The 24,692-nt window shown below is 46.6% G+C and carries 23 protein-coding genes; 4 read left to right on the forward strand and 19 right to left on the reverse strand.

Translation table 11 applies throughout. The features are described from left to right. Positions 1-58: 58 nt before the first annotated feature. Together SFSGTM_RS10955 and SFSGTM_RS10960 are read left to right on the forward strand one after the other, a co-directional pair. Complete coding sequence (locus SFSGTM_RS10955) at positions 59-658, forward strand: TetR/AcrR family transcriptional regulator (protein ID WP_162085201.1); 600 nt, start codon at positions 59-61, stop codon at positions 656-658. Between the two features lie 102 nt (positions 659-760). Next, the gene (locus tag SFSGTM_RS10960) at positions 761-1,294 is read left to right on the forward strand and encodes a carboxymuconolactone decarboxylase family protein (RefSeq protein ID WP_162085202.1); all 534 of its coding nucleotides are present in this window, start codon (positions 761-763) and stop codon (positions 1,292-1,294) included. 463 nt (positions 1,295-1,757) lie between these two features. Here SFSGTM_RS10960 and SFSGTM_RS10965 read toward each other — a convergent pair whose 3' ends face one another. The 7 genes from SFSGTM_RS10965 to SFSGTM_RS10995 form a co-directional block, all read right to left on the reverse strand. Beyond that, complete coding sequence (locus SFSGTM_RS10965) at positions 1,758-4,304, reverse strand: sensor domain-containing diguanylate cyclase (RefSeq protein WP_162085203.1); 2,547 nt, start codon at positions 4,302-4,304, stop codon at positions 1,758-1,760. Then, complete coding sequence (locus SFSGTM_RS10970) at positions 4,301-5,194, reverse strand: type 2 periplasmic-binding domain-containing protein (RefSeq protein ID WP_162085204.1); 894 nt, start codon at positions 5,192-5,194, stop codon at positions 4,301-4,303. Before SFSGTM_RS10970 ends, SFSGTM_RS10965 begins: the two co-directional genes overlap by 4 nt. Before the next feature lie 153 nt (positions 5,195-5,347). Next, positions 5,348-7,588: an arginine/lysine/ornithine decarboxylase gene (locus SFSGTM_RS10975; protein WP_162085205.1), complete on the reverse strand. Its 2,241-nt coding sequence runs from the start codon at positions 7,586-7,588 to the stop codon at positions 5,348-5,350. 103 nt (positions 7,589-7,691) lie between these two features. Next, a complete protein-coding gene (dcd, locus tag SFSGTM_RS10980; RefSeq protein WP_162085206.1) occupies positions 7,692-8,258 on the reverse strand; it encodes a dCTP deaminase in 567 nt (188 codons plus the stop codon). A 2-nt stretch (positions 8,259-8,260) separates the two neighbouring features. After that, positions 8,261-9,349: an iron-sulfur cluster carrier protein ApbC gene (gene apbC, locus SFSGTM_RS10985; RefSeq protein ID WP_162085207.1), complete on the reverse strand. Its 1,089-nt coding sequence runs from the start codon at positions 9,347-9,349 to the stop codon at positions 8,261-8,263. A 25-nt stretch (positions 9,350-9,374) separates the two neighbouring features. Further along, positions 9,375-9,989, reverse strand: coding sequence for a hypothetical protein (locus SFSGTM_RS10990; protein ID WP_162085208.1), 615 nt, complete (start codon positions 9,987-9,989; stop codon positions 9,375-9,377). Then, on the reverse strand, positions 9,986-10,519 hold the full coding sequence (locus SFSGTM_RS10995) for an RNA pyrophosphohydrolase (protein ID WP_162085209.1): 534 nt from the start codon (positions 10,517-10,519) through the stop codon (positions 9,986-9,988). The genes SFSGTM_RS10990 and SFSGTM_RS10995 overlap by 4 nt, the downstream gene beginning before the upstream one ends. A gap of 82 nt (positions 10,520-10,601) precedes the next feature. On the opposite strand from SFSGTM_RS10995, the gene SFSGTM_RS11000 reads away from it, so the two are divergent. Beyond that, the gene (locus SFSGTM_RS11000; protein WP_162085210.1) at positions 10,602-11,033 is read left to right on the forward strand and encodes a hypothetical protein; all 432 of its coding nucleotides are present in this window, start codon (positions 10,602-10,604) and stop codon (positions 11,031-11,033) included. A gap of 39 nt (positions 11,034-11,072) precedes the next feature. Here the strand turns inward: SFSGTM_RS11000 and SFSGTM_RS11005 are convergent, their stop codons facing one another. Beyond that, positions 11,073-11,267 (reverse strand): hypothetical protein, encoded by a 195-nt coding sequence (locus tag SFSGTM_RS11005; RefSeq protein ID WP_162085211.1) that lies wholly within the window; start codon positions 11,265-11,267, stop codon positions 11,073-11,075. A gap of 78 nt (positions 11,268-11,345) precedes the next feature. On the opposite strand from SFSGTM_RS11005, the gene purU reads away from it, so the two are divergent. Beyond that, complete coding sequence (purU, locus tag SFSGTM_RS11010) at positions 11,346-12,206, forward strand: formyltetrahydrofolate deformylase (protein ID WP_162085212.1); 861 nt, start codon at positions 11,346-11,348, stop codon at positions 12,204-12,206. A gap of 9 nt (positions 12,207-12,215) precedes the next feature. Here the strand turns inward: purU and SFSGTM_RS11015 are convergent, their stop codons facing one another. The 11 genes from SFSGTM_RS11015 to recQ all read right to left on the reverse strand — a co-directional run bounded on the left by SFSGTM_RS11015 (position 12,216) and on the right by recQ (position 24,689). Further along, a complete protein-coding gene (locus tag SFSGTM_RS11015; RefSeq protein WP_162085213.1) occupies positions 12,216-12,647 on the reverse strand; it encodes a DsrE family protein in 432 nt (143 codons plus the stop codon). 15 nt (positions 12,648-12,662) lie between these two features. Next, positions 12,663-13,517, reverse strand: coding sequence for a hypothetical protein (locus tag SFSGTM_RS11020; protein WP_162085214.1), 855 nt, complete (start codon positions 13,515-13,517; stop codon positions 12,663-12,665). 79 nt (positions 13,518-13,596) lie between these two features. Then, the gene (locus SFSGTM_RS11025; RefSeq protein WP_162085215.1) at positions 13,597-13,797 is read right to left on the reverse strand and encodes a zinc-finger domain-containing protein; all 201 of its coding nucleotides are present in this window, start codon (positions 13,795-13,797) and stop codon (positions 13,597-13,599) included. A gap of 8 nt (positions 13,798-13,805) precedes the next feature. Further along, positions 13,806-14,726 (reverse strand): branched-chain amino acid transaminase, encoded by a 921-nt coding sequence (locus SFSGTM_RS11030; protein ID WP_174237413.1) that lies wholly within the window; start codon positions 14,724-14,726, stop codon positions 13,806-13,808. Positions 14,727-14,768: 42 nt separating this feature from the next. Continuing rightward, positions 14,769-17,441 carry a bifunctional [glutamate--ammonia ligase]-adenylyl-L-tyrosine phosphorylase/[glutamate--ammonia-ligase] adenylyltransferase gene (gene glnE, locus SFSGTM_RS11035; RefSeq protein WP_162085216.1) on the reverse strand — a complete coding sequence of 891 codons (2,673 nt, stop codon included), beginning with the start codon at positions 17,439-17,441 and terminating at the stop codon, positions 14,769-14,771. 14 nt (positions 17,442-17,455) lie between these two features. Continuing rightward, on the reverse strand, positions 17,456-18,688 hold the full coding sequence (locus SFSGTM_RS11040; protein ID WP_162085217.1) for a malic enzyme-like NAD(P)-binding protein: 1,233 nt from the start codon (positions 18,686-18,688) through the stop codon (positions 17,456-17,458). Positions 18,689-18,690: 2 nt separating this feature from the next. Next, complete coding sequence (locus SFSGTM_RS11045) at positions 18,691-19,329, reverse strand: hypothetical protein (RefSeq protein WP_162085218.1); 639 nt, start codon at positions 19,327-19,329, stop codon at positions 18,691-18,693. Next, positions 19,322-22,165, reverse strand: coding sequence for a DUF1631 family protein (locus SFSGTM_RS11050; RefSeq protein WP_162085219.1), 2,844 nt, complete (start codon positions 22,163-22,165; stop codon positions 19,322-19,324). Before SFSGTM_RS11050 ends, SFSGTM_RS11045 begins: the two co-directional genes overlap by 8 nt. Then, positions 22,155-22,397 (reverse strand): VF530 family protein, encoded by a 243-nt coding sequence (locus tag SFSGTM_RS11055; RefSeq protein ID WP_269780050.1) that lies wholly within the window; start codon positions 22,395-22,397, stop codon positions 22,155-22,157. The genes SFSGTM_RS11050 and SFSGTM_RS11055 overlap by 11 nt, the downstream gene beginning before the upstream one ends. 6 nt (positions 22,398-22,403) lie before the next feature. Further along, a complete protein-coding gene (locus tag SFSGTM_RS11060) occupies positions 22,404-22,862 on the reverse strand; it encodes a YehS family protein (RefSeq protein WP_198420549.1) in 459 nt (152 codons plus the stop codon). A gap of 30 nt (positions 22,863-22,892) precedes the next feature. After that, positions 22,893-24,689: a DNA helicase RecQ gene (gene recQ, locus SFSGTM_RS11065; RefSeq protein WP_162085220.1), complete on the reverse strand. Its 1,797-nt coding sequence runs from the start codon at positions 24,687-24,689 to the stop codon at positions 22,893-22,895. Positions 24,690-24,692: the final 3 nt, after the last annotated feature.

A 24,692-nucleotide genomic window follows, 5' to 3' on the forward strand; every position in this document is an offset into this window, starting at 1 on the left:
ATACCAGAGCAAACTAAAACGCTTGACACATACATACCGGTCGGTATCTAATTGCGCTATGGAAAACATTAAACAAGACATAACACGCCAAAAATTATTGCAATCAGCCTATTGCGAAATACACCAGCACGGCTTTCAGGGTGCGAGTATTGCCAATATTTTAAAATCGACTGAATTAACGAAAGGGGCGTTATATCACCACTTTCCAACCAAGCATGCACTTGGTTTAGCGGTGATTGACGAAATCATCGAGCCACAGTTAGATGCTCTTGTCTTTCAACCCCTATTAAACAGCCCCCACCCCGTCACCACGCTACTGGAAATCATCTCAGGAGTTGATACCTTTATGGGGGAAGAAGGCATTAAGCTCGGCTGCCCACTGAACAATTTAATGCAGGAAATGAGCCCACTGGATGATCAGTTCAGGCATCAGCTCAATGTCGTGCTTGAAGCATGGCAACAAGCTGTTTATAGCGCACTGGAACATGGTCAACAACATGACATCATTAAGGCTGAGATTGATATCAAAGCTGCTGCATTATTTGTAGTCTCTGCATGGGAAGGCTGTTTAAGTATCGCTAAAAATAAGCAGTCGCCCTCCGCTTTCAGTTTGTGCATGACCCAACTACACGGCTATGTGCGTAGCTTGTTAATTTAGTTTCAGTTAAACGTTTTTGACGTTTTGCTAGTGTGATATTAATCGTTTTAATATCACTTTTAAGATACCGAATGGTCGGTATCTACATTTAAGGAGAAAGAAATGCCGTTAATTAATACTTACACCCCAGAGAATGCTGAAGGTCAGGTTAAAGTCATTTATGACCAAATTTCAAGTGCATTTGGCAGTGTGCCCAATGCCTTACAAATTTATAGCAGCAGCCCCGTGCTACTCGCCGAACACTGGCACAACATAGGCTATTACATGCAGCACCCAACATTGAGTTTTAACTTGCTTGCTTTTATGCGCATGTTGATTTCTGATCATGGCCGATGCGAATACTGTGTAGGCTTCAACGAAGCCATGTTAATTAACATGGGTGGCGTAAGTATTGAGCAAGTCGCCGCAACCAAACAAGATCCGCAAAATGCACCGCTATCGGAAAAAGATAAAGCCATGCTGATGTTTGTATTAAAAGCGACGCAAACATCTGCACCCGCCTCCCCTGCGGACATCTCCACCCTCAAGGCACTGGGCTGGAACGACGGTGAAATTCTGGATGGGTTAGGACATGGTGCAAATATGGTAGCAGCAGATATCCTGCTTAACACGCTACAAATCGAAAGAGATTACTAATTCAACTCGATGCGCGCATGGATGTTAAGTACAGACTTGCGCGCAACGATTTATGCAACCAGACACATTAATACAATAGTGTTTTTACAAATGGGTATATGCACGAATAGCTATCGTAGCCACAATACCCACTACTGCTAGAATCCCCATCAACATCAATATGGTCAATCCTTGTTGACCATGTCTGGATCTGTTCATACTTATTTCTCCTGAATAACAAAAAATTATTTGCATATTGCCTATTAATTTTATATCATAAAAACATATAAAGATAATCTTATCTTTATATTGTGAATTTGGCAGTTAGATACGTTGACAAACTGGCTCTGCGAACTATTATTTAGATGCAGGCTTCTACTTTAATCTGGTAAGGAGATGATGATGAAAGAATTTTTATTTGGCTACGAAAGCCCACTACCATTAGGAATTACCGTAATATTAATCGGCGTGGCTTGGTTAAGTATTATATCAGTCGTAGTGGTTGGCATATCCAGCTAGGGCCCTGTTGCATCTGAAGATGGCCATCGCCATCTTCAGCGTTTTCAATCCAGTCATTCCCTGACCAGCAACTGTGCTGGCTCATAGAAATAATAACCTTGTGATGCATCAATGCCAATTTCACTGACCTGCCTGTAATCTCCTCGTTAGACACAAACTCAGCCACCGTTGATATACCCATTTCGCCAGCAAAATCACAAATATGCTTCACAATAATCTGAGCATTGCGGTCATGTGGCAGGTTCTTGATAAGACTGCCATCAATTTTCAGGGTGTCGATATTCAATTTAAGCAGGTGATCAAAGTTGGAATAGCCTGAACCGAAATCATCAATCGCAAAACGACAGCCTATGGATTTAAAACGCTCTACAAAGGCACTCACCTCGACATAGTTTTCTATCCCTTCGCTTTCCAGTATCTCAAATATGATGATTTTTCCTATCTGATTCAAAAGAATAGTCCGCTCCAGATAATCAGCAAGTTCGCCATTCAGCAAGTCTTCGGTCGATAAATTGATACTGACAGGGATATCACTGTCCTTGAAAACCGCTATCACCTTATCGACCATCATCTTTGTTAATTGACCATAAAGTTTGGTTTTCTTGGCTATGCCTAAAAACTCGTATGGACTAACCACATTCCCATCCCGTTCAATAAGACGCATTAATGCTTCATATTTCACTATGCGACGAGTTTGGTTATTAACAATAGGTTGAAAGTAAGGGACGATACGCGACTCCTCAATCGCCTCTCTGAGCCGCTTGTACCAGGCGATGTTACTTTCCTGCCCCCTTTTAGATAATGTGCTGTCATACATCTGTATGCTCTGACGAGCCAGTTTGGCCTGTTTCAGTGCCGAAGTAGCATGTTCAAGCACTTGATCTGACGCAGCCGCCATACCCACAGTTACAGTCAGCACAATTTCAACATCGTCAATCACGAAACTTGCTTTAGCACTCAGCATAATCAGGTGATCCAGAAACTCTTTACACTGCATCAAATTAATACATTCACTAAAGACAAGTACATATTCATCACTGCCTATTTTGAACAGAGATATATCATCCCTCGAGTCAAGCAAGTGGGAAAGCCAACGCCCATACTCAGCCAACACCCCATCCCCAATAACAACGCCATATACTTCATTAATGTCGCTAAAACGATCAATGTTGATAATAGACAACATAACATTAGGATCAGCAACAAGCCGATCTGCCAATGCCACGCGATTGGGTAATTGTGTAGTAGGATCAGTCGTCAGATGATTCTCGAGTTGATCACGTTGCATAAAAGCTCGGATTGCGAATCCAACATCCCCAGCAAGCTCTTCAAGCATCGCAATCTCTTTGGCCGCAAAACCAATTGTGGGTAAAGAATATAAACCAAGCACCCCTATAGGTTTATCATGAACACTGGGTAACAATGGCAGTGCGATAAATGATCCATGAGTGTCGTTCTCAGCAAATAAATACCATGGGGTGTTAGCCGCATGTGACTGCAGCTGATCAACCACTATTGTTTTGCGCTGCCCAAATGCCTGTATGACTGGACTGTTCAAACTATCGGTTCCATCATCCAGTACCATACCCACAATTAATTTGCTCGATAAAGACGACGAAAGTGCCTTAATCTCTATACGATCATTAGGATTACTAGTAGCCAGCCAGCATGCGGCATAACCAGGGTGCTGCGACAAACGCTGCACACTTTTACCTATCAGCTCTTCAACCCCACTGGCTGTAATCAATAACTGATTAATATCAGCAACCGTACGCAGTATCTCATCCAGGTAATGTGATTCATCTAGTGCTATTTGGAGATTGTGTTGCTGATTACGCATATGCGTGAACGAGTCACTTAATGTGCAATCCAGTTCTGCAAGCTCATCAATAAAGTAAGCTTCTTTTTTTGAATCAGCAGATTGAGCATGCTGCGTCAGCATCTCCAATGGAATAACCAGTACACGCCGTATAACCAGAAACATAATGGTACCTAACAGCACCAGCGTCAAAAACACCGCTAGCCAGTAATAGCTAGCTATTTTTTGCAAATGTCCAAATACATACTCTTCGTTGACCTGTATCAATAATGTTGCATTGTATTTCTGTGCACCTTCAAAATAATAAAAATCGTCCCGATAAAACAGATGGTTACGACTGGTCAGACCAATTTTCATTTGGGATAAAGGCAAATATGCACGACTGATTGCCGACCCATTGAGCGAACGTGATGAAGAAGCTTCAATAGTGCGCCCATTCCTGGAAAAAGACGCTTCTGCAACAGCCTTATTAAGCACGGAAACCTGGTCGAGTATGGCTTGCACATCTTCACCCCGATCATTCTGCAAGGCTCTACGGGTATTGCTCTCCAGATCAAACAAACTCTGCTCAAGTCCATCAGTTATCTTGCTGATCATCTCAATACGGGCAATCGTGTAAAACCCTATGGACAAGATAATCAGCGCTAAACCTAACGTTACTATCCCAACCAGCGTCAGTTTATGAATTTTCATGGCAACAACCGATCCGTGCCTATATGCTGAGATTGCAATTGTTGCAAAATAGCTGCGTTTTTACTGTGATCCAGCCAAGCAATCTGGGTCGTTGTAGCCATGAACTCATCATAACTTTGCCCCTCCAGATACCCATGTATGGTTTCATAATACTCTTGGGGGTTTGTGTGAAAACGTTCCAAAGCACGATCAAAAATTTCCTTGAGAGCCTGATATTGCTGTTCACGCTGATCTACATAGCGCTCATCCATGTACAAAGCATCAATCACAAAAAATGACTGCATTGTTTGAGTGGAAGCGATAGCCGAAAACCCGTGCCGAATAAGTTCAGACGCATATGGCGCATACGACAATACGATAATAGGCACCTGCGCAGGCTGAATCTTAACCATCGATTTTTGTGAACTATTGGTCAGAACGAACTTCAAATTTGCCAAACCATTTTCTCGAACGAACGCCTTGAAAAAATCATCCTGCAGCGAACCTACTTCAAGATAAACAGTAATCGGCTGGTGCGTGTGACGCAAACTATCCAATGTCCAGTTAGACAGAACCACATCTGCCCCAGCAGAGCGATCAATCAGAAAAACAGGTTTGATATGACTACGGTCTTTGAAATGCAACAGTTCATACTGAGTTGCCGTGAAGCCTTGGGTAAACCCACGTTCATAGAGTCTGGAATTTTCTGTTAAATCCACCTGCCAGACGAAGCGAAAAGGCGTCTTCTCCAACCACCCTTTCTCCTGCGCATAAATAAATGGCGTAAATCCGACCCATGGATTAGATGAAATTCGTATCTCATCATGAGGCCGGCTGGTGACGTATCGATATTCAAAATAACTACCGATCAGGACTACAAATAAAACGATAAATAATATTATTTTTTTCATTTTTATCCATGCTCTTAACAGCGGAGACGTTTAAATAATATACTTATTTAAACGTCTTTGCACAATAAGAACAGGGATTTTTACAACATCAAATCTACAGATCAACTTTAAAAACAACGTAAGATACATACTTACAAAAATCTGACAAATTGATTATCGTACGCAATCCACATAATAAACCGTCTTGCCATCCACTTCCCCCTTGATCAAGCCATGCGTGTCAGTCTCGAAACCAGGGAAACGCTCATTAAAATCACGTACGAATTTCAAATAATTAACAATGGTGGCGTTGAAACGCTCACCCGGAATAAGCAATGGGATACCCGGTGGATATGGTGTGAGTAATACGCTAGTCACACGACCTTCCAGATGATCAATTTCTACACGATCAATTTCACGATGCGCCATTTTGGCAAACGCATCGGTAGGCTTCATCGCTGGCTCCATGTTAGACAAATACATTTCCGTAGTCAGGCGAGCGATATCGTTAGCTTTATAGATACCATGGATTGCATCACACAAATCCTTCAGTCCCATACGTTCATAACGCGGATATTTAGCAATGAATTCAGGCAGGACACGCCATAATGGCTGATTGCGATCATATTCATCCTTGAACTGCTGCAACGCAGTCAGCATGGTATTCCAGCGGCCTTTGGTGATACCAATGGTAAACATGATAAAGAATGAGTACAAACCAGTTTTTTCAACTATCACACCATGCTCAGCCAGATATTTGGTAACAATAGCCGCAGGCATGCCGGATTCAGCGAAGTCACCATCAACATCCAGACCCGGTGTGATAATAGTTGATTTAATTGGATCCAGCATATTAAAGCCGTCAGCCAAATCACCAAACCCGTGCCAACGCTCATTAGCACGCAATATCCAGTCATCACGCTCGCCCACACCTTCTTCGGCCAAATACTCAGGGCCCCATACTTTAAACCACCATGAATCACCAAATTCCTCATCAACTTTACGCATAGCACGGCGGAAATCCAGCGCTTCCATAATGGACTCCTCAACCAGCGCGGTACCACCTGGAGGCTCCATCATTGCAGCAGCAACGTCACATGACGCGATAATCGCATACTGAGGACTGGTAGAAGTATGCATCAGGAAAGCTTCATTAAACACATCTCTATCAAGTTTGCGCGTTTCTGAATCTTGCGCCAGAATTTGCGACGCCTGCGATAAACCAGCCAACATTTTATGGGTGGATTGTGTAGCAAATATCATTGATTCTTTACAATTTGGGCGGTCACGACCAATGGCATGCATGTCATGATAAAAGTCATGGAAAGTTGCATGCGGCAACCAGGCTTCATCAAAATGCAAAGTATCAATCTCGCCATCCAGCATCGATTTAATGGTTTCCACGTTGTATAGCACACCGTCGTAAGTACTCTGCGTCACAGTCAGCACACGTGGTTTGGTTTTAACACCACGCGCGAACGGGTTTGCATCAATCTTTTTCTGAATATTTTCAGGCTTGAATTCTTCCAGCGGGATTGGACCGATAATACCGTAATGGTTACGGGTCGGCGTAAGGAAGACGGGAATCGCACCCGTCATGATAATGGCGTGCAATACTGACTTGTGGCAGTTCCTGTCAACCACCACAATATCATCTGGTGCAACTGTAGAGTGCCAAACGATTTTATTAGAAGTCGATGTACCATTAGTGACGAAATACAAATGATCAGCACCAAAAATACGCGCCGCATTGCGCTCAGAAGCCGCAACAGGGCCGGTATGATCAAGCAATTGACCCAACTCTTCCACCGCATTACAGACGTCAGCACGCAGCATATTTTCACCAAAGAACTGATGGAACATCTGCCCTACAGGACTTTTCAAAAATGCCACACCACCCGAGTGCCCAGGGCAATGCCATGAATATGAGCCGTCTGAAGCATAATGCGTCAGCGCACGGAAAAATGGTGGCGCGAGTGAATCCAGATAGGTTTTAGTTTCACGCAATATATGTCGGGCAACAAACTCAGGTGTGTCTTCAAACATGTGAATAAAGCCATGCAACTCTTTCAACACATCGTTAGGAATGTGTCGTGAGGTACGCGTTTCGCCATAGAGGAAAATCGGAATTTCACTATTACGAAACCGAATTTCTTCAACAAACACACGTAACTGCGCAACAGCCTGGTCAGCTGCTGTAGGTGAAGAAAACTCTTCATCATCGATAGACAAAATAAAAGCGGAAGCGCGACTTTGCTGTTGTGCAAAGCTGGACAAATCACCATAGCTGGTTACGCCCAACACTTCTGTACCTTCACGCTCAAGCGCTTGCGCCAAGGCACGAATACCTAGACCACTGGCATTCTCAGAACGGAAATCTTCGTCAATAATTACGATGGGGAAACGAAATTTCATCACTACTCCCTAAAGCCACGTCAATAACGCAGCCAAGCTAAAAAATGAAACCGCCAAGATGGCATCTTGGCGGTTTGTTAAGATGCCGAGACATCATAGCACTCTATATTGTCGGCAATGTGACACCAGTCTGACCTTGATATTTACCACCGCGGTCACGGTATGAAGTTTCACAAACTTCATCACTTTCAAAGAACAATACCTGTGCCACACCTTCATTAGCATAAATACGCGCAGGCAAAGGGGTCGTATTGGAAAACTCCAAGGTCACGTAGCCTTCCCACTCTGGCTCAAACGGTGTGACATTCACAATAATGCCGCAACGCGCATAAGTAGATTTGCCCAGACATATCGTCAACACATTACGCGGAATGCGGAAATATTCGACCGTACGCGCCAGCGCGAATGAATTCGGCGGAATAATACACGAATCACCGACCACATCAACAAACGAATTTGGGTCAAAGTTTTTCGGATCAACGATGGTCGAGTTGATATTAGTAAACAACTTGAATTCATTGGCGCAACGAATATCGTAACCGTAACTCGATGTGCCATACGACACAATTTTATTACCATTAACTTCACGTACCTGGCCTGGCTCAAACGGTTCTATCATGCCGTGTTGCTCCGCCATCTTACGTATCCACTTATCTGCTTTAATAGACATGATCAGGTATTCTGAATAACAATTTTAGGGAACGCACTGCTATGGTCTTGTGCTTGTTCAGCAACCTTGACCGCAACACGGCGCGCAATTTGTTTATAAATTTCGGCAATACGGCTATTCGGTGCTGTCACCACAGTCGGCGCACCATTATCGGCTTCTTGACGTATGCGGATATCCAGTGGCAATGCGCCAAGGAATTCAATGTCATAATCACCCGACATTTTTTCGCCACCGCCTTCACCGAATATGTGTTCCTCATGACCACACTTGCTGCAAATATGGATGCTCATATTTTCAACCACACCAAAAATCGGAATTCCGACTTTTTCAAACATTTTCAGTCCTTTACGCGCATCTATCAGCGCAATGTCTTGTGGCGTGGTAACGATAACTGCACCTGTAACAGGTACACGTTGGGCCAAGGTCAATTGAATATCACCTGTACCTGGTGGTAAGTCCACCACCAGATAATCCAGATCTCGCCAGCGAGTATCGTTCAACAACTGCTCCAGCGCCTGCGTCACCATAGGACCACGCCACACCATAGGTGTTTCCGCATCTATCAAAAAACCTATCGACATGACTTGCAAGCCATGCGCTTCCATCGGCTCCAGACTTTTGCCATCGCGTGATTCAGGACGGCCTTGTATGCCTAACATGGTGGGTTGTGAAGGCCCATAAATATCCGCATCGAGCATACCCACCTTGGCACCTTCAGCAGCCAGGGCCAGCGCCAGATTCACTGCCGTAGTCGATTTACCCACACCACCCTTACCAGACGCCACAGCAATGATGTTTTTCACATTTGGTATCAGCTTCACACCACGCTGCACACTGTGGGTGACTATTTTAAAGCTCACATTAATTTCAATACGGCCTATACCTGTCACAGTCTGAAGTTTATCAACCACAATTTGACGTATCACATCCAACTGACTCTGCGCTGGATAAGCTAGTACCACATCAAGCACAACGTTATCGCCATCAATTTTGATATTGCGTATTGCTTTACTGGTAACAAAATCCTTACGTGTATTTGGATCAATTGCGGTTTTTAATGCGGTTTGTATTTGTAACTCTGAAATTGCCATATTTATCTAATAACCTTAAAAAATCTCAATCAAATACATGCGCCAACTCGCGCTGTATTGCAACATCCGCACCAGGGCCATATTGGCTGGCTTGCGGGTCAAAATCGTCAGTAAATGCATATTCAAATTTCACGTCTTGCAAACCCAATGTGCCGAACATGCGATTTTCAAATGAATAATCATTATCTTGTGCGGCCAATGTCGGCCAGCCTGACTCACCCATCGACAAGATAGGGCCGAAGAACACCATGCCCGGTTTATTTTTGCAGCGCAGTGCACAACTGCTCTCAGTACGTCCTGACATAGGCAGAAAATCAATAGTGCGTGAAAAACGATTTTCTCTGTCCAGCACCAGATCTATCGCACCTTTAATACGTTTTGCCTCATGACCATAAGCCATGGACTGTGCACCACTTGCAGAGCGCCAGACATCCACATCCTGCGCGCCAAAATAACTGGGATAAAAAATAAACTTGAGCGGCATTATCACATTGACTTCCGCCAATAACGCATCAGAAAACGATGGGGTATTAATTAAAATACCACCACCTTCTTTATCCGCTAAATAAAACACCGCAGGGCTCGTATTTTCTACATAGTAAACAGCACGATCAAATGACTCAAATATCAACTTCATCATTTGGATGCATCCACCAACAAGCCAACCTCACCGTGTGGTGTGTGGCGACGCTCATGATCCCTATCCAGATAATGCGCCAACTCTGACAACGCCGCGCGATACACATCACGTTTGAACTCAACTACTGTATCCATTGCCACCCAATAACTATTCCAACGCCAAGCATCAAACTCTGGATGTGTCGATGCGCGTAAACACACATCGCAATCACGCCCAGTCAAGCGCAACAAAAACCAGATCTGCTTTTGTCCACGATAATGCCCACGGCAATCACGCCGCGACCAATGCCGTGGCACATCATAGCGCAGCCAGTTCTGTGTACGCCCAAGAATACGTACATGCTCCGGCGCCAACCCCACTTCTTCCATCAGCTCCCTGTACATTGCCTGTTCAGGACTTTCACCGTGGTCAATACCGCCTTGTGGAAACTGCCAAGCATGTTGCCGTACTCGCTTACCCCAAAACACCTCATTTCTGGCGTTACAGAGAATGATGCCGACATTGGGTCTGTACCCATCCTTGTCGATCATATTCGCCACCTAAATTTAATCCGTTACAATATAGGTACATTTTTTCATAGTTCGTTCATATTGGAAAGCTAGGATTTCAAGAATGCCTCATTTAGAAAAACAATACAAAGCACTCCCCCTCGCAGAGCGACTCGATTTAGCGCTGAGCGACAGTCTACCAGAGGCTTACCGCCCTTTTATGGTCCGAGAACAATGGATGGTCATTAAATGCTATTTTGCACGCCGTGCCGACCTGAACATGGATGAAATCACCGCCCTTATCGCTGATCAGGATCACGTCATCCGCCTGTGTATAGCCAAACGCCCCGACCTTACCCCAGAAATGATAGACATGTGCGTCAATGACCGCGATCCTAATGTACGCCATGCCATCTGTCGCAATGCCAGTTTAACCACTGCGCAACGCCAACAATTACAGCAAGATGTAGATCCGCTGGTGGCGCGTGCAGCAACTAAGCCACCCAAAGAAACCCAGTATCGCCAGCGCCCGGGGCAAACACGAGTTATTAAATAATCTACACACTGTTGCAATTACGCTAGTATCAACTATCGCTTATCCTAGAAACGGCGGTTGAACACGTTGAAGTGTGCGCACATCGGGGTGCAGGGCAAGGCGCGACAATCCTGAATGGTCATTCCATTCAGGTGCGAAGCAACGCCGCCATGTGCCGTGAGGGGCGTGCAATTCAACGGGTAGCGTAGTCACCAAACAGGTGACAAGTAAATCACCAAAATAAGCGTTAAACATGATGATGATGTTAACTCAACAAACTAGCGGTCAACTGCCGTTTCTAGGATTATAATACCGCGCTCACAGGAGCTAGCCATGTCGCACAAAACCACCGCTATTTTGTTAATCAGCTGCCCAGATCAAAAAGGTCTGGTAGCTGCAATTGCTGATTTTTTATATCAGCACAACGCAAATATCCTGCATGCAGATCAACATCAAGATGCAGAGTTAGGTTTGTTCCTGATGCGGGTGGAGTGGGATTTACAAGGTTTTGATCTCGATCTTGTCGATTTCAACACTGCGTTTGCGCCGATTGCCACACGTTTTCAGATGCAATGGCGCTTGGCCAGTTCTGGCAGCAAGCCTCGACTGGCGATCTTTGTCTCTCGCTACGATCATTGTTTAGCTGATTTGCTTTACCGTTATCAGGCAGGAGAACTCAACTGCAACATCCCCATTATCATCAGTAACCATACTGACACAAAATGGCTAGCCGATGCCTACGGCATTCCGTTTCAACACGTCAGCATCGATAAAAACAACAAAGCGGATGCAGAAGCTACCCAACTCGCCATCCTGCGTCACCATCACATAGATTTCATCGTACTCGCGCGATACATGCAGGTATTATCATCCGATTTTATTCGCCATTATCCAAGTCGGATTATCAATATCCACCACTCATTTTTGCCTGCATTTCATGGTGCTAAGCCCTATCACCGCGCATTTGAACGTGGCGTTAAACTCATAGGCGCGACCAGCCATTACGTTACCGAAACACTGGACGACGGCCCCATCATTGAACAAGACGTCGCCCGCATTTCGCACCGAGACGATCTGGATGATTTAATACGTCGCGGTGCGGATTTAGAGAAAATAGTACTGTCCCGCGCTGTACGCTGGCATATCGAAAACCGCGTTTTACTCTACGCCAACAAAACAGTGGTATTTGATTAAAAACAGTATTTACGGGCGAATATAAGCGTAACCAGCCAGCTCTTTACGGGCAATTTCTACCACACCGGCTTTAACATAACCAATGCCAACCTGCATATCCTCTGGTTTTAATTGCATTCCGTGCATACTGTTTTCACATGCCACAATCTTAATCCCCGCGGCCAAAGCATCCTGCACTCTGCCACCTACTTCGGAATCAAATTTCAACATATTGATACCTGGCCCAAAAGCGACAATCTCAATGACACTACCATCTTTACCGAGTTCTTTTTGCACATTCATCGCATTATTTAAGCTCAGATTCCATTTTTTAGCGTCAGCATCACTCACCTGTATCACCATTTTCAATGGGGCGGCCTGTACAACCTCCGCAGGCGATGCGGCAAAACTCACTACTGGTACGGAACAACCCAACATGACACACAACAATAACTTGTTCATCTAATTCTCCTCGCTTTAACGTAACTGACCATCGCCCTGAAAAAACTCACGCAGCATGAAGTCTTCCAATCCCGCATTATCAACTGGCTTGGCTGACAAAGTAACAACACGATGCAACCGCTGCGAATCCCACTGAAAATCGCCTTTATAATAACGCCGAATCAAGTCTATCATTTTATGAATAATCGCACGTTCTATATCAGGACTATCTCCCTTCTCAACTTCTATTACTTCCCGCCGCGCATTACTGTAATCATTGGTCCAGCCTCGGAACGAAAACTCAGCGGTATAACTATCCATACGTATTATTCTAAATATCCCATTCGTCCCTCCCGATTTCAGATTACGTTTAATCACATCATCACGCGTTTGCTCAGCGCTAGGCGCAGACACGGCCTCAGCACCACCCGCCGCAATACGCTGCGCTGCAATATATGACTGCATATCTGGGAAATCGTTGGGATTTAACTTAGATGGCGTAGCTTGCACAACATCAGGCGGTGACTTCGGCACGACAAAAGTCGCATTAGCTTGATTCGTGGCTAAAACAGGTCTGGACAGATGCGCCTTCGTCCTTACTGGTGTAGCCTTGCTTGGTTTAACAGCAGGCTTGCTAGTTGGCACAGGAGGCTGTTGATGAGACGGTTTGTCTGGCGGAGCCAGCTGCACCGCCAACACCGAGTCCCCACCCTGCACACCACTTTCAGCAGATTGCGGTGGTAATTTTGGCACAAAAACCAAAACTGCCACATGTATCAATAATGACAATACCCCTGCGACCAGCACACTGCGTCGCACCCGCAATTCCAGATAGGCGCGACGTGGACGCTCGGATGCAAACATTGCAGTCGAGGAAAAGGGGTTAGTCATTCAATTTAACATTCAAATTTATCAACGAAAAATGGACACCATACGATGTCCATTAGTTCATATTAGGCGCTTATCCTGTTTAATGCCCATGCACCACAGTACCGGCTTTTAGTTTGAATGTCGTGCCGCAATACGGACACAATGCCTCACCTGTATCCACCACATCCAGAAATACACGTGGATGCGAATTCCAGGCTATCATCTCTGGCGTAGGGCAATGCAAAGGTAAATCTTCTGCACCGACTTCTATGAAACGTTCTGTATTATCGTGTTGTGCCATGTTCATTCTCAAATATAACTTAACCAGTCAGCATGCTTAGGCGCTTTGCCTGTCACACAATCAAAATACATTTTTTGCAGCTGGGTTGTAACAGGGCCACGCTCACCCGTACCTATCATACGATTATCCAGTTCGCGTATAGGCGTTACTTCAGCAGCGGTACCCGTAAAGAAAGCCTCATCCGCACTATAGACCTCATCACGTGTAATACGTTTCTCTACAACTTGCAGCCCTATTTCACCCGCCAATTGCACTATGGTGTCGCGGGTAATGCCTTCCAGCGCACTGGTCAGGTCAGGCGTATAAAGTTTGCCATTACGAACGATAAATACGTTCTCACCCGAACCTTCAGCCACAAAGCCATCCACATCCAGTAACAAAGCTTCCTGATAACCATCTTGTACCGCTTCCTGATGTGCCAGGATAGAGTTCATGTAGTTACCATTCGCCTTGGCTTTACACATGGTGATGTTGACGTGATGACGTGCAAAGGATGAAGTTTTAACGCGAATACCTTTTTCCAGTGCCTCAGCACCCATGTAAGCACCCCAAGTCCAGGCGGCAACGATCACATGCGTAGATAAATTCTTGGCAGAGATGCCCATCGCTTCCGAACCATAAAATGCCATCGGACGTAAGTAGGCAGATTCCAGATTATTTTCACGCACCGCTGCCAACTGCGCAGCTTTCAGCGTTTCCTTATCAAACGGCAATTTCATACCCAGAATATGCGCAGAACGGAACAGTCTGTCAGTATGTTCCTGCAAACGGAATATTGCCGTACCTTCAGCAGTCTTATACGCGCGCACGCCTTCAAACACGCCCATACCATAATGCAGAGTGTGAGTTAAGACATGGGTAGTGGCATCACGCCAGGCAACCATTTTGCCGTCATACCAAATTAAACCATCGCGGTCAGACATAGACATTGCATATACTCCAGAGACTTTAAGATAATTTTCAATTGTAACTTATTTTGCGGCGAATATATGCATCCACAACGCTTTAACCGCCTCCGCATGTGGTGCAATTTGCGCATATTCTACACGGGCGGCATCAACACCCTGCAAACGTAATACATGCTGCAGCTGCCTGAACTGGCGATAAGCCATACGCACAGACTCAGCCTGCGCTGTATTGATCAGATCCAGCTCTGCTGCTTTTTTAAGCAACGCCAGATTACCGATATTGCCAGTCAAATCACAGTGTGTAGCGCTGTAAGCCAATATCAGATATTGAACAATGAATTCAACATCCACAATGCCACCTGCATCATGTTTAATATCAAACAGTTCACTACGATTAGGATGCCCATCATGCATTTTCTGACGCATGACACTAATATCGTCTCGCAGCTTTTCCCTATCTCGCTGCTGTCGAAGAATTTTGCAACGGATAGGTTCAAACAACTCACCAACCCGCTTATCCCCAGCAACAAAACGTGCACGAGTCAGCGCCTGATGTTCCCAAGTCCAGGCGTGGTGTTGTTGATAATCGCTGAACGCTTCTATATTACTTACCAGTAAACCTGAAGCGCCATCAGGTCGCAAACGCAAATCCGTCTCATACAACATGCCCGCAGCAGTCGTACTCGACAACCATGTATTGATACGCTGTGCCAGGCGTGCATAATGCACGGCAGCATCAGGCGCGTCATCCTCATATAAAAACACCACATCCAGGTCAGAGGCATAACCCATCTCACGGCCACCCAGCTTGCCATAACCTATGATGGCAAATTTTGGATAAGGATAATGACGGTTTTGTACACCAGCCCACGCCAACGGTATGACTTCCTCCAGTATGAGCGCTGCCAGATCAGACAGATAATCCGACAACTGCTCCAATGGCAGCACCCCCGCAATATCCTGCGCCAGCAAATGCAATGTCACACGCTGACGGAAATGGCGCATTGCATCCATTTGACGTTCAGTATCACCATCCAGCTCCAGCATTTGCTCATGCAAGCTTTGTCGCAGCACACTTAAATCAGGTAGTGCATAAAGCACCCGCGCATCAATCAACTCGTCCAGCAGCATGGGATTATTCGACAAGTACTGCGCTGCCCAAGGACTGGCTGCACATAATTTCGCCAACTGACGCAAAGGTGCGGGATATTCAATAAGCAGCGCTAAGTAAGCAGACCGCCGTGCAACAGTTTCGAGCAAATCCAGCATCCGCGACAGCGTCGCGTCGCGTGGCGGCAAGGTTGCTGCTAATGCGATGATTTCAGGCACCAGCACATCAAGCCTATGCTTAGCTTTGTCGGGCAATTGCACATATCGTGTACCACGCCGCGTTAATTGCAAACGTTGATAAACACCAGCAGCATCGTCATATCCCAAATTTTCAAGTCGCTCAACAGCAGCCACTTCGCTCAAGGCACCCAGCCATAGGGCACTTAACGGATGCGTTGCACCATCGTCTTGCGGTACTGAAAAAACCTGATCAAAATGTCGAGTGACATTAGCACGATGCTTGTTCAGCTCAACCAAAAATTGGACATAATCAACAAAATCCATACTCGCTGCAATTCGTGCCTGATCCTCAGGTAGCTTGGGCAGTTTCTGTGTTTGTGCATCATCTATATATTGCAACCTGTGTTCCAGATTACGCAAAAAATAATAGGCTTCCAACAACTCACTCGCCGCTGCGGGGGGCAAACTGCCGATTACCGCTAGCATCGGCAACACTGCTCGAGTGGATTTGTTTTGCAACTTGCTTAACTGCCCGCCACGAATCAACTGGAATACCTGAGTAATAAACTCTATCTCGCGTATACCACCCGGACCCAGTTTAATATTATCGACCCTATCATGACGAACAACCTCACGACGGATCTGCGCATGCAAATCACGCATTGCCGAAAAAGCATTAAAATCCAGATATTTACGATACACAAATGGTCGGACTATCGCATTCAGTTCAGAAAGATGGCTACCTGATAACGCTCGACCTTTGATCCATGCATAACGCTCCCATTCCCGCCCATGTACTAGCAAATAGTCTTCAAATGCACCATAGCTCATCGCCAGCGGCCCTGCGTCTCCCCATGGCCGCAGACGAGTATCAACACGGAAAACAAAGCCGTCAGCGGTAATTTCAGAAATCGCCAGGCCTATTTTTTTAGCCAGCAAAACAAAAAATTGATGATAAGAGAGCGGCTTATCGCCAGTGGTTTCACCTTCATCGGCATAAAGGTAAATCAAGTCTATGTCCGACGACACATTCAGTTCGGCACCGCCGAGCTTGCCCATACCTATCACTGCCAACTGCATAGGCGTGCCATCGGCATTCATGGGCTTGCCGTGAACTTGTGCAAGCAACTCGGTATGAAATTTCAGTGCATGCCGCACGGTGACTTCAGCCAAGTCTGTGCACATCCGCATGACTTCATGCACATCCGCCAGCCCAGCCAAATCCCGCACTATCATCTGCGCCATCACAGCCTGGCGGAGTTTACGCAACACATGCTGCAAACTTGCCACATCAGTAATAGTTGCTGCATCTATCATGGCTTGCATCGCGGCAGCATGCCAAGGCGTTGCCAAACGTTCAGCTAACTGTGTCGCAAAGTCAGCGTCAGCTGCCAACAGCCGCGCTAAATAACGCGAATGCTGGCTGGCTGCTAGAATCTTGTCCATTAACACCTAGCGCATTACGCGCCGGCTTTTGCTGCTTGATAAACAGCCGAACCCACTCGTTCTTTCAAACGTGGATCAGTCAGTTTCGGCAAGATATACTCGCGACCAAATGACAGCTCGGTCAGGTTATATGCACGCAACACCTCATCTGGCACAGGTTCATGCGCCAATGCTGCAATCGCGTGTACCGCCGCCATTTTCATTTCATCGGTAATCGCCTTCGCGCGTGCATCAAGTGCCCCACGGAACAAATAAGGGAAGCACAACACGTTATTTACTTGGTTCGGATAATCCGAGCGCCCAGTCGCAATAATCACATCATCGCGTGTCGCCTTGGCCAGCTCAGGTGTAATTTCCGGATCAGGATTCGCCATCGCGAATACCACAGGATCAGCCGCCATACTGGCCAGCATCTCAGGTGTCAGCAAATTTGGAGCTGACGTACCAATAAACACATCAGCACCCACACACGCATCCGCCAAGGTACGCGCGTCTGTATCCGCCGCAAAAAACGCATGGTGCGGAGGCAAATCCGTCATCCCCGTATGCAACACGCCGACCCTGTCCACCACCAGCAATTTGGATTTATCTGCACCCAACGTCAACAACAGGCGCAACGATGCAGTTCCTGCTGCACCCGCACCCACCAGCACGATACGCACATCTGATAGTTTTTTACCTGAGATTTTGAGTGAATTAACCAGTCCTGCTGCAACAATAATCGCTGTGCCGTGTTGATCATCGTGGAATACAGGTATATCAAGCATGGCCTTAAGCCGATTTTCTATTTCAAAGCACGCTGGCGCGGCAATATCTTCCAGATTGATACCACCGAAGCTGACTGCAATATTGGCAACCGTACTAATCACCGTCTCAATGTCTTCACTCGACACTTCGATATCAATTGCATCAATATCTGCAAATTTCTTGAACAACAACGCCTTACCTTCCATCACAGGTTTGGAAGCCAGTGCGCCTAAATTCCCCAGACCCAGTATCGCCGTGCCATTGGAAATCACCGCCACCAGATTACCTTTCATAGTGTAACGATAGGCATTTTCAGGATCAGCCGCAATTTCACGAACAGGCTCGGCTACACCAGGACTGTATGCCAGCACTAAATCTCGTTGCGTTGCCGCTGGTTTGGATACTTCTATCGACAACTTTCCCGGGATAGGAAACTCGTGGTAGTACAAAGAGTCAGCGCGCAAATCGCCTGTATTTCCCGGATTTACTTCATTGGTCATATTCAATCCTGTTCATGGGCTACGCCCGCATAATCGGTTTCATCAAATACTGCTGTTAATTTCACACCCGCCTGGGCGATATTTTGCAAAGTGTCCGCTAAATGCAGACGTAATTCTGATAAATATTGATTATCAGGCACCAGCCCTAGCCACTCATGTGCTTGATAACTATCAAATTGGTAACTGGCATATGGTGCAATTTTGTCACCTATATCTGCAGTAACCACGGTCAGCCGATAACCATGGACGCCATCGACAAGTTGCTCAATTTCAACAAATTCTTCATCCAGTGTGGGCAGATATCCATGTATCTGCGCCAGTCGCGCAACCCAATAAGCATGATCTGGTTTGACCTGTAACGCAGCACGGTATTCATCTTCATCTATCAGCCACTGCGCGACAAGAATCTGCTGTTCATTTTCAACTGTGCCCGACAACAAACCTCGGACATTAATCTGGTCTGCGATGTTCACACAGAACATTTCGGGAGTGAGACCGCGTAAATTAAAACGCGCTAAATCTGCTGTTGGAAAAATCTGTACATAAGGTAATGCCGCTATAGCTGAACGTGCCGTACTCAAGCGCATCTGAAATGGCAAAATCAGAGTTTTACCCAGTATGCGTACGAGCACCTTATTCAACCTCGTTCGCATCCATATGTTCAGCCGCATCCAGCAAGGATTTCACTGCACGTTCAAACAACATTTCATCCTCGAGGAAGTGCACACGTCCATGATTATAAAGCCGCCTGAATGCCTTAACGCTCATCACCATAGGCAGTTTTGCATCATCCAGCGTTAACAATAAGTTGCCCGCATCTTCACTGACCCAACTCAACTTGGCTCGTGTTGGTCGAACACTCAATTTGATTTCAATATTGATACCATTATACAAACGCTCACTGACGCTTTCATCTTCATAAGCGTCAACAGCATCGGTACCAAAATCAACACCTTCTATATCATCCAGATTTAATTCAGCCAATAACTCATGTTCAGCGAACTGGTTAACTGTTGCTATGGCAGCATTTGGCACCAACGCAGCGGCATCGGTCAGCACCTTCTCAGCAGCGCGTAACTCGCTGGCTGTCGGTGGAACTGTTTTAACCACAGCATTGCTAACCAATGATTCAAAATTCGTATGCATGTTTGGCAAACTAGGCACCTGAAAGGTGTCCGTATCCACCGTAATCCGCAACGCCCTGCCATGCGCATCGAACAACCAATCTATCATTTCACGTTGCTTGTCAGCAGGCCAGGCTATCATAGACAAACCATCGCGCAACGTATTAATCATGATAGGCAAAATCGCAGCCAGCTCTTCACGGTCATACACATCAATTTTAGGCGCGATACTCCATACCAAGTCAGGCACTAACGCACGATAGCGTGTAGCGCGCGCCATATCGACAGTTTCGGCGCGCTCGATGACCTGCACCCAAGTATTGGAAAGAAACTCGTAGAAATACGTATCCAGCTTCACCCCAGACAGTATTTCTGCCATTTGTGCAGAAATATGGGCAAAACGTAACGTACGATTTTTAATATCCTCAATCGCAGCGACAGCCTGATTGACCTGCTCATCATTCTTACGTAACTCAGCCGCCACGAACACATCAAAATCATCCAGCATACGGGCAAAATAGGCAGAAAACTCAGTCGGGTTCTGTGTTGCGTTGTCCAGCAAGGATTCAACTATGTGGCAAATTTCATTGCTGACCCGTTCACTGCTGGGGTCGATTTTCTTCAAACCAACTGAGATACTACCAATACGGTTAATCAGCAAACGTACTGGGTGCCCTTTTTGCGTCAACAACGTCGGATCGCGCAACGCCATTTTCAACACCAGGAATTGCAAGCGACCCAATTGCGCCCGTACTTCAGCAGGGACGCGATGATCCTGCAGAATAAACTCAAACAGCATCGCTACTACGTCTATCGTCATTTGCTCATCGACGACTTCAGTTTGCTCAGTCAAAGCTGCACGTTGCTCCAGCAACAGGTTACGAATACGCCCCTCACTATTGGTCATATCCTCCGTGCTAGGGGTTTGTGTATGCAGCAAATCATCAACTGACTGCGCTAATTGCACAGTGACTATACGTGGACCGGCTCCCATCGAGTTTGCATGAGGATTACTTGTTCCCGATGTAAAGAATTGTTTTAATGCAGCGCCTACTTTTTGCACGCCGCCCATCCAGCCAGTTGCACCTGACGTAGACTGCGCAGCCGCAGCACCACCCGCATTATCAGACTGAAATGAAGCAGCAGCTCCCGCAGACGCGCCACTCCCTGCCTGCGCCGCCGATGCACCCATGACACCACCCGTAGCAAGGGCGCGCAGATTATCCATAATACGTGTCATCATCGCAGGCGGTTGTGTATTGGCAGCTGTCGCAGCTGAAGCAGTGGCCGCAGGAGAAGTTAAGGCGCCTGGGGTTGCCGTTTGCTGACTATACTGTTGCATCATCGCCAGCAACTTATCGATACGCGCCTCATCCGAAGCTTGCGTCACACCATTCGGTGCCTGACTAGCTGGCTCAGGTGAGCCATTAGATTGCTCGCCCACTACGTTTTGTGCCACAGCATCCGCCATTGCGCCTACGGCCTGTGTGCCCGCATTGGCCACCATGGATTGTATATTCTGCAAAAACTGGTCTATGCCTTGTGCCGCACCTGAACCTTGAGCAACTTGTCCTGACTGACGTGGCATATTCGCAAATTGAGGTGTTGTACCAGGTGCAGCCTGTGGTGGCACAGGACTCGACGTGGCAGTACCTTCATCTGCAAAACCAGCATCCTCATTCAAGGGTAATGGTGCAGTTGCATTCGGTGATTTTCTGATTTTAAGGGGCAATTCTGCCGCAACGCCATGCTGTGACATGAAGGCATTAACGCTGGCATAAATACCATCAACCTGCGTCGCCATTCCATCCGCCATCAATATTGTTAACCTGTGCCCAATATCGAGTGGCACAGCCAACATACCAGTTGCGTCGGCAAGCGAACGGGAAATCAAATAAGGCCTGAACGGATTTTCACGTTCTTTGATATCATCCTGACCAAATAGCAATGCTATACGGATATTCAGATCCCGTAGCTGCTCTTCAGCCTCTTTCCGAAATTGATCGGTAAACGCACCCAGCTGCAATTCATCTTCAAAATCAGCGGTATCAACCAGTGACAACGCATTGGTATTTTTTTGAAAAATCGGGCGATCATGGCTGTACGTTGTTTGCAAACTACGATTCAGCAAATGTGCCATTGCCGCCAATAAATTCTGCCGCAGGATGGTGTGGCGCTCCATCAATATGCCACGTGCGGTTAATAAATGATGTTGCTCAACTGAAGAATGAGTTGTGTCTGCCTGATGAAATGCATCTTCTATGCACTTAGGGCGGAATATATCAAAAGCTTCCAGATACACCCGCTCAAATTCAGCTCTGGTCGCCAGCAATAAGCTATTTCTATCTTTCATAGTTATCGTTCCCTAAATCCCCTACACTGATTGCATCGACATACCAAGCCTCAACTTTAGCGCGTGCCCAAGGTGTACGACGTAAAAACTTCAAGCTGGATTTAATACTGGGATCATGCGTAAAGCAGCGTATATTGATCTGCTGACCCATTTCCGCCCAACCATAGTGCGCGACCAACTGCGTCAGTATCATTTCTAACGTCACGCCATGCAAAGGATCTAGCGCAGCCACTTTCCGTTACCCTCTCAAACGCAAGCTCAATCCACGTAAAAAATATCGCAATAACTGATCGCCGCAATGACGATAATTTTTACTGTCAGTACTTCTGAATAATGCGCTCAGTTCTGGCTTGGACAACTCAAAACCTCCCAGCGCAATAATGTCATGCATATCATCTTCTTTTAATTCAAAAGCAATACGCAACTTTTTAAGAATCAGATTATTACTTAATTGTGCTGGCACAGCAGGCTTGTCACTGGGGCCACGGTTTTTAATAATGAGCCCATCCAGAAATCGCATCAATAATTCATCTTCACAGGGAACAAAGTCCGCGTCATCTTCCTTTTTCAGTAACCCTGCAATTTCAGCCACCGCCAACTCGCCGCCTGCAATTTTCACCATGTCAGCAATCGCCGCATCAGGCAAATCCATGGCGTAACGAATACTACGCAGCACATCATTGTTATTTGTATTCAAAGCAGCATTCCCATTGATATTAAGCTTACATCATACCACGGCGTTTATCACCGCTAACATCCCCGCCCCATAAGCTTCCAGCTTGCGCACACCGATACCCGAAATCTCACCGAGTTCAGCCAGTGTCGCGGGACGACGCTGCGCCACTTGCGCCAAGGTTGAATCATGAAAAATCACGTAAGCAGGTACATTATGCTCACGCGCAGCAGCCTGTCGCCACACTCGCAATTTTTCAAACAACGCATCATCGGCGGCATCCACAGGCGCGGCAATAGGCCGACTCGAACCACGTTTAACAGGTTTAATTGACGAGCTCTTACGCATCCACACTTGCGTCTCGCCCTTAAGCACGCTGCGACTGGCTTCCGTTAATACCAGTGCGCCAAACGCATCGTGGTCAACGCTCAAATAGCCATGCGCCATCAGCTGACGCAACACACCTTTCCAGGTTGTTTCGTCCACACCCTGACCAACACCAAACACACTCAGACTTTGATGCCCCCATTGCTGAACTTTCTCTGTACTCCGCCCTAACAACACATCAATTAAATGCCCTGAACCAAAACGCCCGCCGGTACGATATACCGTTGATAACGCCTTTTGCGCTGCAACCGTACCATCCCAGGTCGCGGGGGGTGACAAGCACACATCGCAGTTACCGCATGGTTCAGCCTCTTCACCAAAGTACGTCAGCAAATGCACACGCCGACAACGCACTGCCTCACACATGGTCAGCAACGCATCCAGTTTAGTTTGCGCAACACGCTTAAATTCCGCATGCGCTTCACCGCTCTCTATCATTCGTCGTTGCTGTACCACATCATTCAAACCATACGCCATCCAGGCATTGGCAGGTGCTCCATCACGCCCTGCCCGCCCTGTTTCCTGATAATAGCCTTCTATACTTTTCGGTAAATCCAGATGTGCAACAAAACGTACGTCGGGTTTATCAATACCCATGCCAAACGCGATAGTCGCCACCATTACCACGCCTTCATCACGCAGAAAAGTGTCCTGATGCTGCCGTCGCGTATCGACATCCATCCCTGCGTGATAAGCCAATGCACGGATGCCATGTTTTTCCAGCCACTCGGCCGTTTCCTCAACCTTGCGCCGCGACAAACAATAAACGATACCCGCATCACGCGGATGTTCATCCTGTATGAATGCCAACAATTGCTTGCGCGGGTCGTTTTTCTCAACGATTTGATAACGGATATTTGGACGATCAAAGCTGGATACAAACTGCTGCGCATCTTCCAGCTGCAAGCGACTGATAATTTCTGCCCGCGTTGCCGCATCTGCCGTTGCTGTCAGCGCTATACGCGGCACATCAGGAAATTGCTCATGCAACACCGACAGCCCTATATATTCAGGACGGAAATCATGCCCCCACTGTGATACGCAATGCGCTTCGTCGATGGCAAACAACGCCACTTGCGCCCGCGCCAACAACGCCATAAACCGCGCCGTAACCAATCTTTCAGGTGCAACATAGAGCATATCCAGCTGCCCCTGTATGAACTCACGCTCCACTGCATTTGCTTCTGTCGCTGACAATGCTGAGTTCAGATAAGCCGCGCGCACACCCACCTCACGCAGTGCCATGACCTGATCATGCATTAGCGCGATTAGCGGGGAGACCACAACACCCGTGCCCACTCGCAGCAATGCAGGTATCTGATAACACAGTGATTTACCACCCCCTGTCGGCATCAGCACCAACGCATCCCCACCACCCGCAACATGCGCGACTATCTCCGCCTGACGACCACGAAAGGCAGGATAACCAAAAACCCGATTTAAAATAGACAGCGCAGTAGTCATTAA

Origin of the sequence: Sulfuriferula nivalis, from assembly GCF_009937995.1 — a bacterium.
Taxonomy (GTDB): Bacteria; Pseudomonadota; Gammaproteobacteria; order Burkholderiales; family Sulfuriferulaceae; genus Sulfuriferula; species Sulfuriferula nivalis.